The 14,546-nt window shown below is 39.4% G+C and carries 15 protein-coding genes; 7 read left to right on the forward strand and 8 right to left on the reverse strand.

Annotated elements, in window-relative coordinates:
- From ftsQ to lpxC, 4 genes are all read left to right on the forward strand, one after another.
- Positions 1-810 (forward strand): cell division protein FtsQ, encoded by an 810-nt coding sequence (gene ftsQ, locus ABWP91_RS08925; RefSeq protein ID WP_353242971.1) that lies wholly within the window; start codon positions 1-3, stop codon positions 808-810.
- Between the two features lie 35 nt (positions 811-845).
- Complete coding sequence (gene ftsA / locus ABWP91_RS08930) at positions 846-2,102, forward strand: cell division protein FtsA (protein ID WP_225819186.1); 1,257 nt, start codon at positions 846-848, stop codon at positions 2,100-2,102.
- Positions 2,103-2,162: 60 nt separating this feature from the next.
- Positions 2,163-3,323, forward strand: a complete 1,161-nt coding sequence (ftsZ, locus tag ABWP91_RS08935) for a cell division protein FtsZ (RefSeq protein ID WP_353242972.1) — start codon at positions 2,163-2,165, stop codon at positions 3,321-3,323.
- A gap of 99 nt (positions 3,324-3,422) precedes the next feature.
- On the forward strand, positions 3,423-4,340 hold the full coding sequence (gene lpxC, locus ABWP91_RS08940; protein WP_206082693.1) for a UDP-3-O-acyl-N-acetylglucosamine deacetylase: 918 nt from the start codon (positions 3,423-3,425) through the stop codon (positions 4,338-4,340).
- A 27-nt stretch (positions 4,341-4,367) separates the two neighbouring features.
- Here the strand turns inward: lpxC and ABWP91_RS08945 are convergent, their stop codons facing one another.
- The gene (locus ABWP91_RS08945) at positions 4,368-4,889 is read right to left on the reverse strand and encodes a DUF721 domain-containing protein (RefSeq protein WP_273839389.1); all 522 of its coding nucleotides are present in this window, start codon (positions 4,887-4,889) and stop codon (positions 4,368-4,370) included.
- Between the two features lie 77 nt (positions 4,890-4,966).
- Here ABWP91_RS08945 and secM point away from each other — a divergent pair, with 77 nt between their 5' ends.
- From secM to mutT, 3 genes are all read left to right on the forward strand, one after another.
- Positions 4,967-5,494: a secA translation cis-regulator SecM gene (gene secM, locus ABWP91_RS08950; RefSeq protein WP_353242973.1), complete on the forward strand. Its 528-nt coding sequence runs from the start codon at positions 4,967-4,969 to the stop codon at positions 5,492-5,494.
- Between the two features lie 95 nt (positions 5,495-5,589).
- Positions 5,590-8,301 (forward strand): preprotein translocase subunit SecA, encoded by a 2,712-nt coding sequence (secA, locus tag ABWP91_RS08955; protein WP_219246532.1) that lies wholly within the window; start codon positions 5,590-5,592, stop codon positions 8,299-8,301.
- A gap of 65 nt (positions 8,302-8,366) precedes the next feature.
- Complete coding sequence (mutT, locus tag ABWP91_RS08960; protein ID WP_353242974.1) at positions 8,367-8,759, forward strand: 8-oxo-dGTP diphosphatase MutT; 393 nt, start codon at positions 8,367-8,369, stop codon at positions 8,757-8,759.
- 83 nt (positions 8,760-8,842) lie between these two features.
- On the opposite strand, the gene yacG is transcribed toward mutT, so the two are convergent.
- The 7 genes from yacG to ampD form a co-directional block, all read right to left on the reverse strand.
- Positions 8,843-9,040, reverse strand: coding sequence for a DNA gyrase inhibitor YacG (yacG, locus tag ABWP91_RS08965; protein ID WP_219246536.1), 198 nt, complete (start codon positions 9,038-9,040; stop codon positions 8,843-8,845).
- Positions 9,041-9,056: 16 nt separating this feature from the next.
- The gene (gene zapD / locus ABWP91_RS08970) at positions 9,057-9,815 is read right to left on the reverse strand and encodes a cell division protein ZapD (RefSeq protein ID WP_353242975.1); all 759 of its coding nucleotides are present in this window, start codon (positions 9,813-9,815) and stop codon (positions 9,057-9,059) included.
- 8 nt (positions 9,816-9,823) lie between these two features.
- A complete protein-coding gene (coaE, locus tag ABWP91_RS08975) occupies positions 9,824-10,429 on the reverse strand; it encodes a dephospho-CoA kinase (RefSeq protein WP_353242976.1) in 606 nt (201 codons plus the stop codon).
- Positions 10,430-10,592: 163 nt separating this feature from the next.
- Positions 10,593-11,810 carry a type II secretion system F family protein gene (locus ABWP91_RS08980; protein WP_353242977.1) on the reverse strand — a complete coding sequence of 406 codons (1,218 nt, stop codon included), beginning with the start codon at positions 11,808-11,810 and terminating at the stop codon, positions 10,593-10,595.
- Complete coding sequence (locus ABWP91_RS08985; protein ID WP_353242978.1) at positions 11,782-13,179, reverse strand: ATPase, T2SS/T4P/T4SS family; 1,398 nt, start codon at positions 13,177-13,179, stop codon at positions 11,782-11,784. Before ABWP91_RS08985 ends, ABWP91_RS08980 begins: the two co-directional genes overlap by 29 nt.
- 12 nt (positions 13,180-13,191) lie before the next feature.
- Positions 13,192-13,617: a prepilin peptidase-dependent pilin gene (gene ppdD / locus ABWP91_RS08990; RefSeq protein ID WP_353242979.1), complete on the reverse strand. Its 426-nt coding sequence runs from the start codon at positions 13,615-13,617 to the stop codon at positions 13,192-13,194.
- A gap of 287 nt (positions 13,618-13,904) precedes the next feature.
- Complete coding sequence (gene ampD / locus ABWP91_RS08995; protein ID WP_353242980.1) at positions 13,905-14,441, reverse strand: 1,6-anhydro-N-acetylmuramyl-L-alanine amidase AmpD; 537 nt, start codon at positions 14,439-14,441, stop codon at positions 13,905-13,907.
- Positions 14,442-14,546 lie beyond the last annotated feature (105 nt).

Raw genomic sequence — 14,546 nt, forward strand, 5'->3', positions numbered from 1 at the left:
ATGTCACAAGCAGCGTTAAACGTCAGGCATCATCATAATCATCACAACGATGATGACCCACGTTCTGGCCCAAGTAATGGGGCATTTTTAGGTGGGTTGTTCTTCTTTCTCATCGTTGTTGGCACCATCGTTTGGAGCGGTTGGATGGTGATGACGTGGATGAAAGATGCTGACAGGTTACCGATGTCAAAGCTTGTCCTAACGGGTGAGCGGCATTACACCAAGAACGACGATGTTAGAAAGGCGATTTTATCATTAGGGCAACCGGGTACGTTTATGACAGTCGATGTCAATGCTATCCAAAATCAAATAAGTATGATGCCATGGATACGCCAAGTTACTGTGCGCAAACAATGGCCAGATGAATTAAAGATTCATATTGTTGAGTATCAACCATTCGCCAGATGGAACGACCAAAATATGGTGGATGGAGAAGGTAGGGTGTTTAACTTACCTGCAAGCGAAAATGGTAAAGGGGATTATGTCTTGCTTTATGGCCCGCAAGGTAGCCAAAAAGAGGTACTGAAAGAGTTAGCCAACTTTAAAAACACGCTTGCGGCAAATAAGTTAAAGCTTAAATCGTTATCAATGACCGCTCGCCATGCGTGGCAAATCATTTTGGATAATGACACTCGAATCGAACTTGGCAAAAAAGATGTTTCAGAGCGGTTAAATCGGTTCCTTGAACTTTACCCGCTCTTGCAGCAAACAACGGACAAACGAGTTGACTATGTTGACTTACGTTATACCAGTGGTGCTGCGGTGGGCTGGGCACCAGTTTTGGTCGATGCACCACCGGGGTTACAATAAAAAATATTGCTAATAACTCAAATTAGGCAGAAGAAATGATTAAAGCAACGGACAGAAAATTAGTGGTAGGCCTTGAAATTGGAACTTCCAAGGTATCGGCCCTTGTTGGCGAAATTCTGCCCGATGGTATGGTTAATATTATCGGGGTGGGAAGTTGTCCATCTCGTGGAATGGATAAAGGCGGCGTAAACGACTTAGAGTCTGTCGTAAAATGTGTTCAAAGAGCTATCGACCAAGCAGAGCTGATGGCAGATTGCCAAATTTCCTCTGTCTATCTGGCACTTTCAGGTAAGCACGTGAGCTGCCAAAATGAAATTGGTATGGTGCCAGTTTCTGAAGAAGAGGTGACGCAAGAAGATGTTGATAGCGTGGTACATACGGCGAAATCAGTGCGTGTTCGTGATGAACATCGAATTCTGCATGTGATCCCGCAAGAATTTGCCATCGACTACCAAGAAGGGATTAAAAACCCAGTTGGTTTGTCGGGTGTGCGCATGCAAGCAAAAGTTCATTTGATTACTTGCCATAATGATATGGCGAAAAATATTGTTAAAGCCGTTGAGCGTTGTGGATTGAAAGTTGACCAGCTAATTTTTGCTGGTCTCGCAGCAAGTTATAGCGTATTAACCGAAGATGAACGTGAACTAGGCGTGTGTGTGGTTGATATCGGTGGTGGTACCATGGATATGGCCGTTTATACTGGCGGAGCGTTACGCCACACGAAAGTGATCCCTTATGCAGGGAATGTCGTTACCAGCGATATTGCATATGCTTTCGGCACACCACCAAGTGATGCCGAAGCCATTAAAGTACGTCATGGTTGCGCAGTTGGTTCGATTGTCAGTAAAGACGAAACGGTAGAAGTGCCGAGCGTCGGTGGTCGACCACCAAGAAGTTTACAGCGTCAAACCTTAGCAGAAGTCATCGAGCCGCGGTATACTGAGCTGTTAAACTTAGTAAATGAAGAAATTTTAAATTTACAGGAACAGTTACGTCAACAAGGTGTCAAACACCATTTAGCGGCAGGTATTGTCTTAACAGGCGGTGCCGCACAGATTGACGGTTTAGTTGAATGTGCGCAGAAAGTGTTCCACACCCAAGTAAGAATCGGCACTCCGCTAAATATTACAGGGTTAACAGATTACGCGCAGGAGCCATATTATTCTACCGCAGTAGGGCTTCTGCATTACGGTAAAGAAAGCCATCTTGGCGATGATACCGAGACAGAAAAGCGTGCCTCAGTCACAGGTTGGTTTAGTAAAATTACCAGCTGGTTGAGAAAAGAATTCTAATTTTAATAAAGAAGCTTATTATTAGCTTCGAAAGTAGTAAGCACAAAACGGAGAGACATTATGTTTGAACCAATGGAGCTAACTAACGATGCGGTGATTAAAGTCATCGGCGTTGGTGGCGGCGGCGGTAATGCCGTTGAACACATGGTGCGTGAACGTATTGAAGGCGTTGAGTTTTTCGCCGTCAACACGGACGCACAGGCACTGCGTAAAACCGCAGTTGGACAAACTATCCAGATCGGTACCGGTATTACAAAAGGTCTGGGTGCAGGTGCAAATCCTGAAGTCGGCCGCAATGCCGCAGAAGAAGATCGCGAAGCGCTGCGTAATGCATTAGATGGCGCGGACATGGTCTTCATCGCTGCAGGTATGGGCGGTGGTACAGGCACTGGTGCGGCTCCGGTCGTTGCCGAGGTGGCTAAAGAATTGGGTATTCTGACAGTTGCGGTCGTGACTAAGCCTTTCAATTTTGAAGGCAAAAAACGGATGGCATTTGCAGAAGCAGGTATCACTGAGTTATCAAAACATGTTGACTCATTGATCACTATCCCAAATGACAAATTATTAAAAGTTCTTGGTCGTGGTATCTCATTACTGGATGCTTTTGGTGCGGCAAACGACGTGCTTAAAGGCGCAGTACAAGGTATCGCAGAGCTGATTACTCGCCCAGGTTTAATGAACGTGGACTTTGCTGACGTGCGTACTGTTATGTCAGAAATGGGCTACGCGATGATGGGGTCTGGTGTGGCACGCGGTGAAGATAGAGCCGAAGAAGCTGCTGAAATGGCAATTTCTAGCCCATTACTGGAAGACATCGACCTGTCAGGCGCTCGTGGTGTGTTAGTCAACATCACGGCTGGTTTCGACCTGCGTTTGGATGAGTTTGAAACGGTAGGTAACACTATCCGTGCATTCGCATCTGATAATGCGACTGTGGTAATCGGTACTTCTCTCGACCCAGAAATGCACGAAGAGCTGCGTGTTACCGTTGTTGCAACAGGTATTGGTATGGACAAACGTCCTGAAATTACCTTAGTTAGCAACAAAATGTCACAGCAAGCGTCAATGGAGCAACGCTATCAGCAAATGCAAAATAGCATGTCTTCATTAACCGAAGAGAAACCAGCAGCGGCTAAAGTGGTCAATGACCAAAATACGCAAACAAACAAAGAACCAGATTATCTCGATATTCCTGCGTTCTTGCGTAAGCAGGCCGATTAATTTTATTTATATTGGATTCTCCGCTTTTTGTGCTAAAATTTCCTACTGATTATCTTGTATGATGATCAGTAGGACTTATAACATTGCGAGAAATAGACGATGATCAAACAACGGACATTAAAACGTATTATTACAGCGACTGGTGTTGGTTTACATACCGGCAAAAAAGTTACGCTGACTTTACGTCCAGCGCCGGCAAATACCGGGGTCATCTACCGTCGTACTGACCTTAATCCACCGGTTGATTTTCCGGCAGATGCGAAATCAGTTCGTGATACCATGTTATGTACTTGCTTAGTCAATGAAGATAACGTACGTATTTCAACTGTTGAGCACTTGAATGCTGCATTAGCAGGGTTAGGTATCGATAACATTGTTATTGAAGTCAATGCGCCTGAAATCCCGATCATGGATGGCAGTGCTGCACCGTTTGTTTTCTTACTGCTAGATGGCGGTATTGAAGAATTAAATTGTGCGAAGAAATTTTTACGTATTAAAGAAACTGTTCGTGTAGAAGATGGCGATAAGTGGGCAGAAATGAGACCTTATAATGGTTTCAGTCTGGATTTCACTATCGATTTCCAACACCCGGCGATTGATAGCAGCACTCAGCGCTATTCACTTGATTTCTCTGCGGAATCATTTGTGAACCAAATCAGCCGTGCACGTACGTTTGGTTTTATGCGTGATATCGAATATCTGCAATCCCAAGGCTTATGCTTAGGCGGTAGTTTCGACTGCGCTATCGTTGTTGATGACTATAAAGTCCTCAATGAAGATGGCTTACGTTTTGAAGATGAGTTCGTTCGTCACAAAATGTTAGATGCAATTGGTGACTTATTTATGTGTGGGCACAATATTATTGGCGCATTCACTGCGTTCAAATCTGGCCATGCACTGAATAACAAACTTCTGCAAGCGGTTCTTGCTAAAGAATCAGCTTGGGATCTGGTCACCTTTGAAGATGAAGCTGAATTGCCTGTGGCATTCAAAGCGCCTTCAGCTGTATACGCATAACTATTATGCGGCTAGCCCAAATCTGGGTTAGCGCTTTCTGTTGGTTGCACTAGTACTCTCTCCGGCTAGTGCAGCCAGCCGCTCAAATCTTTCTTTTAATCCTTTCGGGCTATTTTCTGCCAATTTCAATAATGCTTGTGCTGTTTGTGTGCTTATTTGTCTTTCGTTCATTTTTTGTGTTGATGCGACTGTTCGGTTAGTTAGTGAACTATTTTGTTTAGGTTTTCGCATTAAATCGGGATTGATTCTGATGTCGATAGACGATAATGATGGTAGAATAGAAGTTCTTAGTGCGGAAAGTAGGTTTAATTTTTCGTAATTAAGGCGGGTCATCCAACTGGCATTTGCTACTTCAATGACCATAATATTATTACGGTAGTTTGCAACACGGCACATTGGCTTAATTTCAGCCGGCAACAAGCCCTTTACAGCGCGATTCAGCTTGATAATAGCTTTTGCATTTCGCTGAATAGTTTGTAAAGTATTTGATGAATTTGCCAATGATCCCTCAAGAACATCGAAAAGTGCTTGTGGATGACTATCTCTCATTTGTGGCTCCGGCTAACAATGATGAAAACTAATGTATAGATAATAATATTGTCACGTATTCATTATATAAGAGTTTAATGGGCATTTTAAATTTTTGGCGACAACTCGGTAGAAAATACTTTTGGTCCCACCTACTATTAGGTGTGGTTGCCACAGGTGTCGGCTTGCCTACAATTTTAAATGCTCTTTCTGAATCTCAGCTTACGCAAGTTAGCTCATCACCTGCAAACCGCCAAAACCAAGCGGTTAATGCCTTCGATAACTTGTTTGCGCAGCAAAATTCTCAGCGTTCTTCTTCCTCATCATCATACTCGGTTAATTATTGGCAGCAACATGCGGTGCGCAATGTTATTCGCCAGCTCACCTTTGCTTTTTCTGCAAATGAAGATGATGACGTAGCGACTACAAAAGAAGAATCTGAACAGCTTATTGCACCACAGTTGATGCTAGACACGCTTTATGCCATGTTGGCAGAGCGTTCGCTTCAAACGCATGAAAGTACAGTGCTAGTCAGTCATTATATTTACCCTCACTTTATTACCTACCAACCTGCAATTTGGGTTGCACTAGTTCATGGCATTCGTGCCGGCCCGTTAACTGCTTGATCTCTCAATGGATTTATCGGCTTAATGTCGAAAAATCTGCACCTTAAAATTTATGAAAGAATAAAATAACTTATTGATTTAATGAGATTAAAAGTATGTTAACTAAAATTTTGACCAAAGTATTTGGTAGCCGTAATGATCGTACTCTGCGTAGACTGCGCAAAGAAGTGGAAAAAATTAACCGTTTAGAGCCTGATTTTGAAAAGTTATCAGACGATGAGTTAAAAGCCAAAACAGTTGAATTTCGCGAGCGTTTAGCCAAAGGCGAAAGCCTAGAAAGCATTATTCCAGAAGCATTTGCGACGGTGCGTGAAGCCAGTCGCCGCGTTTTTGGTATGCGTCATTTTGATGTGCAGTTAATTGGTGGGATGGTACTGAACGAACGTTGTATCGCAGAAATGCGTACAGGTGAAGGTAAAACATTAACCGCGACATTGCCAGCTTATATTAATGCGTTAACTGGCAAAGGCGTCCATGTCGTAACGGTGAACGACTACTTAGCAAAACGTGATGCGGAAAATAACCGCCCATTATTTGAATTTTTAGGTTTAACGGTTGGTATTAACTTACCGGGAATGGCACCGCCTGCGAAACGTGAAGCTTACGCTGCAGATATTACTTATGGTACTAACAACGAATTTGGTTTCGACTACTTACGTGACAACATGGCGTTCAGCCCTGAAGAACGTGTGCAGCGTAAACTTCACTATGCATTAGTGGATGAGGTCGACTCAATCCTTATCGATGAAGCGCGTACTCCATTGATCATTTCGGGCCCTGCAGAAGACAGCTCAGAACTTTACCAAAAAGTGGATAAGCTGATTCCACATTTGCAACGCCAAGAAAAAGAAGACTCTGATACGTTCCAAGGTGAAGGACATTTCTCAGTTGATGAAAAATCACGCCAAGTCACTATCACCGAACGCGGTCTGGTATTAATTGAAGAGCTTCTGGCGAAAGAAGGCTTAATGGATGAAGGTGAATCGTTATATTCACCAGCAAACATTATGCTTATGCACCACGTAATGGCAGGTTTACGTGCGCATGCGTTGTTCACCTTAGATGTTGACTACATTGTTAAAGATGGCCAAATCGTTATTGTTGACGAACATACAGGTCGTACAATGGAAGGGCGTCGCTGGTCAGATGGCTTACACCAAGCGGTTGAAGCTAAAGAAGGCGTTGAAATTCAAAATGAGAACCAAACTTTAGCGTCGATTACATTCCAGAACTATTTCCGTTTATACGAAAAACTGGCAGGTATGACCGGTACCGCCGATACTGAAGCGTTTGAATTTAGTTCAATTTATAAGCTAGACACTATTGTTATTCCAACGAACCGTCCAATGGTACGTAAAGACTTACCAGACCTCGTTTACATGAACGAAGCAGATAAATTTACGGCAATTATTGAAGATATCCGTGAAAGAACATCAAATGGTCAGCCTGTTCTGGTTGGTACAATTTCCATCGAGAAATCAGAACTTATCTCAAATGCGCTGAAAAAAGCCAAAATTAACCATAACGTTTTGAATGCGAAATTCCACGCAATGGAAGCAGATATCATCGCAAATGCGGGCCAAGCAGGTGCAGTTACTATTGCAACTAACATGGCAGGTCGTGGTACGGATATCATGTTAGGGGGTAGCTGGCAGACGGAAGTTGCTGCGTTAGAAGAGCCAACGCAAGAGCAAATTGATGAAATTAAAGCAAATTGGAAAGTGCGCCATGATGCGGTTTTAGCTGCGGGTGGTTTACATATCATCGGTACAGAACGCCATGAATCACGCCGTATTGATAACCAGTTACGTGGTCGTGCGGGTCGTCAGGGGGATGCGGGTTCTTCACGTTTCTATTTATCGATGGAAGATGCTCTGATGCGTATCTTCGCCTCTGACCGTGTTACAGGTATGATGAAGAAACTCGGTATGAAACCGGGAGAAGCGATTGAGCACCCATGGGTCACTAAAGCGATTGCTAACGCACAACGTAAAGTTGAAAGTCGTAACTTTGATATTCGTAAGCAATTACTTGAATATGATGATGTTGCGAGTGATCAACGCCGTGCTATTTATACTCAGCGTAATGAATTGCTCGACGGCGGCGATATTAAAGAAACGGTTGATAGTATTCGTGAAGATGTATTTACCACCACGATGGATGCTTACATTCCACCTCAATCATTAGAGGAAATGTGGGATATCGAGGGTTTACATCAGCGTTTAGTTAATGATTTTGACCTTGATCTGCCAATGAAAGAGTGGCTGGATAAAGAACCTGAACTGCATGAAGAAACTCTACGTGAACGTATCATGCAAAAAGCGGTTGAAATCTATGCACGTAAAGAGGAAATTGTTGGCGCAGAAGCGATGCGTAACTTCGAAAAAGGTGTCATGTTGCAAACATTAGATACCTTATGGAAAGAGCATTTGGCTTCAATGGATTACTTACGTCAAGGTATTCATTTACGTGGTTACGCGCAAAAAGATCCAAAACAAGAATATAAACGTGAATCTTTCAGCATGTTTGCCAATATGCTTGAAGCTTTAAAATATGAAGTGATCAGCACGTTATCTAAGGTTCAAGTTCGTTTACCAGAAGAGGTTGAAGCGTTAGAGCAGCAACGCCGTGAAGAAGCAGAACGTTTAGCGAAAAGGCAGCAACTAAGCCATGAAACGGGCGCTGAGTCTTTAATGACGGAAACTGAAGCGAAAATGGCAACAGAAGGCCATAAAATTGGCCGTAATGACCCATGTCCTTGCGGCTCAGGTAAGAAATATAAACAATGCCATGGCCGCTTAAACTAACCGAGCTTTAATTCATTAATAACTAAATAATAGGCGGGGTAACCCGCCTTTTTGACGAAAAGATTATGGAAAAAAAACATCTGCATATTGCCGCTGGGGTTATTCGTAATTCACAGCAACACATTTTTATTACTAAACGCCCTGAAGGGACTCACATGGCGGGTTTTTGGGAGTTTCCAGGGGGGAAATTAGAGAAAGGGGAGCTACCTGAAGTTGCATTAATTCGTGAACTTGAGGAGGAAGTTGGGATTATTGTCACTGAATATGAACAGTTTCACCGTGTAGATCATGAGTTCGAAGATAGAATAATTACGCTTTATTTCTTTATCGTGTCTGCGTGGGATAATGAGCCTTACGGAAAAGAGGGGCAAGATTCACGTTGGGTCGAGCAGAAAACATTAGTTGCGGGTGAATTCCCACCTGCAAACCGTATTATTGTTGAGATGCTTACACAGTAAGAATTTTTAATGCGTTGAAAATAAAGTGGAAAAGATACAAATTTAAACAGAGTTTATACTTTCCACTTTATATAAATATGAAGTTAGTTATCTGGTTGCTCACTCCAATCATCACTTTCAGAGATGTCGCTTTGGCTTGCAATGCGTTTCTCTTCGCTCGCCCATTCACCAAGATCAATGAGTTGGCAGCGTTTACTGCAAAAAGGCCTAAAAGGGCTATTTTCATTCCAGATCACAACTTTTTGACACGTTGGGCAGTTAACTTCAATAATTTCACTCATAAAACATTTCTCTACTTTAACAGCAAGATAATTCAAAACGGATCATATCAGGGAGTATACCATTCTCGCTATCGATATGCAGGAAGCGTAAAGCAAAGCGTGTTTTATGGCCTGAAATTTGTGGATAAATAAAGTTTTCTGCGGGCAATTTTATACGTAGCAATTCTTTGCCTTCGACGCTATCTTGGTAAAAGCCATTATAAGATTCTTTGCTTTCAAAAGTTCCAGCTTGGCGAATTAACGACAATACTGTTTTTAAAGCATCATTAAGTGGGTCGAGACTTTGGAGCCAACTGCTGATAGCTTTATCACGCTCACTTTGTGGGATATTTAGCCATAATTGTAATGTAGGTAAATCAAAGCTACAACAGCCACCTGGAATGCTGAGTCGTTGTCGAACCATGCTAATAATTTTATCTGTTCGTAAATGGTGTCCAAAGCGAGGTGCAGACATTAAACGAGATATTTTATCTGTTAAATCAGTGAGTAATGAATTAATTAGCTGTTTGTCTGCATTAGGGTCGCTAGCCCAATTTGATAAACGAGTGCGTTGTTTTTCAAGTTCTTTGATGAGGTCTGAGCGAACTTCGCCTCTATCTAGAATTTCAATAAGTTCTGAGACTGAACGAAAAAATGCGATACCAGAAGAGTAGGAGGTGATATTACTGAGCTCATAAATTTGAGACAAAAGAGTTTCAAGGCGCAACCAAGAACGGATCTTTTCATTCATTGGATATTCATAAGTGATAAAATTTGTAGCTGCTAGTTCGCCCATTTTAATTCCTATGTTTTTATTTTTGCTAAAGTCAAATATTGATTGTGAAGATTTGCTACCTTGTCTTGAATGCTGGTGTCATTAGTATGGTTTGTAATAACATCATCAGCATAAGATAATCGTTTTTCGCGACTAACTTGTGCTTTTAATATATTTTTAACTTGTTCGAGACTTATATTATCTCTTTTTATTGTACGTTGAATTTGTTCTTCAGGGGTAACATCAACGACTAATACCCTATTTGCTAAATGAGAAATATTGTTTTCAATTAATAAAGGAACAACCCATAACACATAAGGATAATTGTTTTGGTGGAGCTGTTTTTGAGTCTCTTTCTGAATTAAGGGGTGAAGTAGGGCATTTAGCCATCTTTTTTCGTTAGGATCTGAAAAAATAATTTCTCTTAAAAGGCCTCTATTTAGCGCGCCGTCTAAAGAGACAATCTCTTTGCCAAAGTGTGATCTAATAGCATCAATAGCAGGGGTATTTGGTTCCACAACCTGGCGAGCTATTACATCAGCATCGACGATAGGAACACCAAATTTTGCAAACTCGTTTGCAATTGTCGTCTTACCACTTCCAATTCCGCCTGTTAAAGCAACTATATAAGACATAAAATTTTTCATTCACTTATTGAAAATAAAAATAGATTACACTGAAATTATCCGTTTGTCTTCATTCAAGTTAATATGAATGGATATAGTTAAAAATACTTATATAACATGATTTTATATGGTTAGAGTATGTTAATAATACGGGGTGGATATTATCTGAAAATTATAACCCAGTGATAACATTCCCTAAATTAAATATCGGAAGATACATGGCAAGCATAATTATACCAATTAAGAGTGAAATAAATACAAGAAGAACAGGTTCTAAATTTTTCATTTTTTTATCTATATAAAGCATGTACTTTTCTGAGTAGTACTTAAATAGATAGCTTGTGAAATAGTGAAGTTTTCCTGACTCTTCGGCAATAGCGATTAATTGGATGGCTAAGCTTGGAAATAAAATAGTTTTTTTCATTGCATTTGAGAGCGTCTCACCTTTAAGAACAGAAGAGAGAATGTTTTCACAATCCTTTTTGTATTGGTCATTATTGATTGTTTTTATTGTACAGTTTAAACAATCAATCAGTGGAAGGCCGATTTTATATGTAGATGATATTGTTAGGAAATATAAGCTTAGATAATGATATGAGATTAAATTTTTAAATATGGGTAGTTGGATTAAAACTCTCTGTAAGGGAAAACGATGGTTTTTTTTCACTCTGAGAGTGAATATGAAAATAACAAAAATAATTAATAAAAAATATATGGATTGTTTTTTTACAAAATCAGATATGTAAAGCATGACTTGTGTTAGTAGCGGTAGCTCTTGTTGAAAACTATCATAAATATCTTTAAATTGAGGGATGACATACAAAAACATAATATACAGTAACATACCTGAGAATAGGCAGAGAGTGAGCGGATAACGTATTGCTTTTTTGAACAATACGGATACTTTATCATTATGTTCTAACATAAAACTAATCGTATTGAAATTTTCGTCATATTTACCCGTTTTTTCTGCAACAATGACAAGGCTAATAATGGTGCTGCTAAAAATTTGCTGATAATCTTTTAAAAAATCAGAAAAAAGCTCTCCTTTTTCGATGTACTGGATTAAATTTTTAATAAAATCACGCCAAAAAGGAAGGTGGCAATTTTCTGAAAGTATTTTTAAACTTTGTATTAGCGTTATCCCAGATGAAGTTAAGACAGCAAGCTGGTGAAAAAAATGTATTCGATAGTTAATACAGCTACGGTTTAAATTAAAAATTGCTTTAATCTTGATTTTTAATGGAATAAGGTTTTTTTCAGTAATAATAATAAATGCACTTTTTTTACTTTTGGCCAATAAAGTATCTTCAATTATCTGATTGTGAGTATTGAGTGCAACATAAGAATAAATGAACATTTCAATTCCCCCCGTTGCCAACAATGGCATAAATTTCTTGTAACGTTGTTTCCCCTGATTCAATGAGTTTGATACCCGCTTGAAAAAGGCGTTCAAAGCATACAATGTTAGGACTTTGCTGCTCCTGTAAATTTTGAATTATTTGTTGATCAATATACTCATAAACAGCGGTTCTTCCCATAAAGCCAGAAAAGCAATGCTCACATCCATTAGCCTTCCACTCATTAATCGTTAACACTTTATTTAGCTGAGTTTTTGATGGCGTAGATATTTTACATTTAGGGCATAGTTTACGTACGAGCCTTTGAGCTATTACCATTTTTAAACAAGACATTAGCTGTTTTTTTTCTACACCTAACTGGACCATACGTTCTATAGCACTTACAGTGCAATTGGTATGAAGAGTTGATAAAACTAAATGGCCCGTTTGTGCTGCACGAGTAGCAATTTTGGCTGTTTCTTCATCCCTTATTTCACCAACCATAATAATATCAGGATCTTGGCGTAATAGTGCCCTAAGAATAAAAGCAAAACTAAGCTCGGATTTTTCATGAACCTGTATTTGGTTGATTCCTTGCAAGGGTATTTCAATGGGGTCTTCTATTGTTGAAATATTCCGAGAAGATTGATTTAGAAATTCTAAGGCACTATATAAAGTCACCGTTTTGCCACTGCCTGTAGGCCCTGTGACTAAAATTAGGCCTTGAGGCTGATTTAAGTGTCTTTTTAATGAGTCTAGAAGGGAAGAGCACATCCCTATGTGCTCTAATGAATATTTTAATTGAGTACTAAGAATTCTTAATACGAGTTTTTCACCATATAAGGTGGGGATACTAGAAAGGCGTATGCTGTAATTTTGCCCATCAAAATACCAATTCATTTGTCCATCTTGTGGGCGTCTTTTTTCCGCAATATTCATTTTGGAAAGTATTTTTAGGCGCGCAATGATTTCATTGTTAATTTCGTAGGGGGCTGAAGGAAGAAAGTAAAGCTTTCCGTCAACACGGATCCTAATCTTTAAGCCTTGCTTGGATGGCTCAAGGTGAATATCTGATGAACGTTTATGAATCGCAGTTTTAAGTAAATTTTCAACAAAATCAACAGCTGGAGAAGTTATATTTGATGGCTCCGCTTCTTTAGGTTGATAAGGTACAGCCTCCTCTTTGATTTGATGTATTGCACTATTGAAATAATGGTCAACTTTCTCTTTAGGCCAGATATCATAGCAAACAGGAACACTAGCAATAAATTTTAGAGTCGCCATAAGGTTATCATCAGGTTTTTTAACCGTGGCGATAGATAATCGCTTATGGTTGTAATCTACGATAATAATATAGTGTTTATCGCATAGTTTTTTAAGTTCTTTATATATAAATTGATTATCTTTCGTTATGTTCATAATTATCCTTAATTAAAAACTAAACGTTTTTTCACACAAAGATTTTAAATTAGCGTTGTTTTTTATTTCGCAAACAACACTCCATTTAAATGATGTGTTATTTATTGTAGGAATAGGTGTTAGGGATATATTAAGGTCTGATAACGTTTTATCTCCACTTAGTTTTATAACACCTGCTTTTACATCAATAGTTTTGATGTGTTTCCCTGATACATTATTTGGAATGTTATCATTCCCACTGTCGCATTGAGATAGGCTACCAAAGTTAAAGTGGCATATTTCAACGCTATTTTTGTATGGTAAAATGGTTTGAAGGACATCGGTCATTGCCGCTTTTTGCATATAACTTTGATAACTAGGTATAGCAATAACACCAAGTATAGATATTATTGCAATGACCACCATTATTTCGATAAGTGAAAATCCTTGTTGACGCATAATAAAACCTCCGTTGTTAAGTGAGGTTCTATCATAAAACGGTTTTTCTATCGATTTTATTCAGTGTAAATGATATTGCGAAGCGCTTTGTAGATAAATAAATAAACTAGTGGCTCATTGCATTTTTTTTCGAGCCATTTCGCAAAATATTATTTATCTATTATTTTTGTTTGTTTTCTGGCTTTAATTAAATGAAAATAATTAAATTAATTGAAATGAAAAATAGGTGTGTTAGCAATTAATTTTTTAATTAGTTATTAATTGCTAATAATATAATTAAATTAATTTTAAAGTAGACTCTTATAATGTTGCCAATCAAAAAATGGACCAGGATCAGTTTTACGCAAGGGCGCTATATTGCTATGCCCCGTAATATTATGGCCAATCAATGGGTATTGAGTGATTAGTAATTGTGTTAAATCGGTAAGGGATTGGTATTGCTGCTCAGTAAAGGGCTCAAAATCAGTACCTTCTAGCTCAATGCCAATTGAAAAATCATTGCATTTTTCTTTTCCTTGGTAGCTTGACTGCCCTGCATGCCAAGCACGCAAATGGAATGGAACATATTGAATGATAGAGCCATCACGGCGGATTAAACAATGGGCAGAAACACGAAGATGTTTTATCTCATCAAAAAAAGGATGTTCTTGAGGGTTTAAGGTTCCTGTAAATAATTGGTTGATATAAGGCCCACCAAATTGTCCAGGAGGAAGGCTAATATTATGGATAACTAGCAAAGAGGGTGTGACCCCGTCAGGCCGTTGATCATGATGCGGTGAGGGGATATGAGTCACATTATTTAACCAACCATCATGTATTTTCATCTCGTTATCCATAGTATTCTGTTTTCTTTTTGTCTGGGCTCGTTATCTTTGGATGGAAAGATTAGCATAGATACAATAAGACGAGAGTATATTTTGGAGTAAGAA

It is taken from the genome of Providencia sp. (assembly GCF_040396775.1).
Classification (GTDB): Bacteria; Pseudomonadota; Gammaproteobacteria; order Enterobacterales; family Enterobacteriaceae; genus Providencia.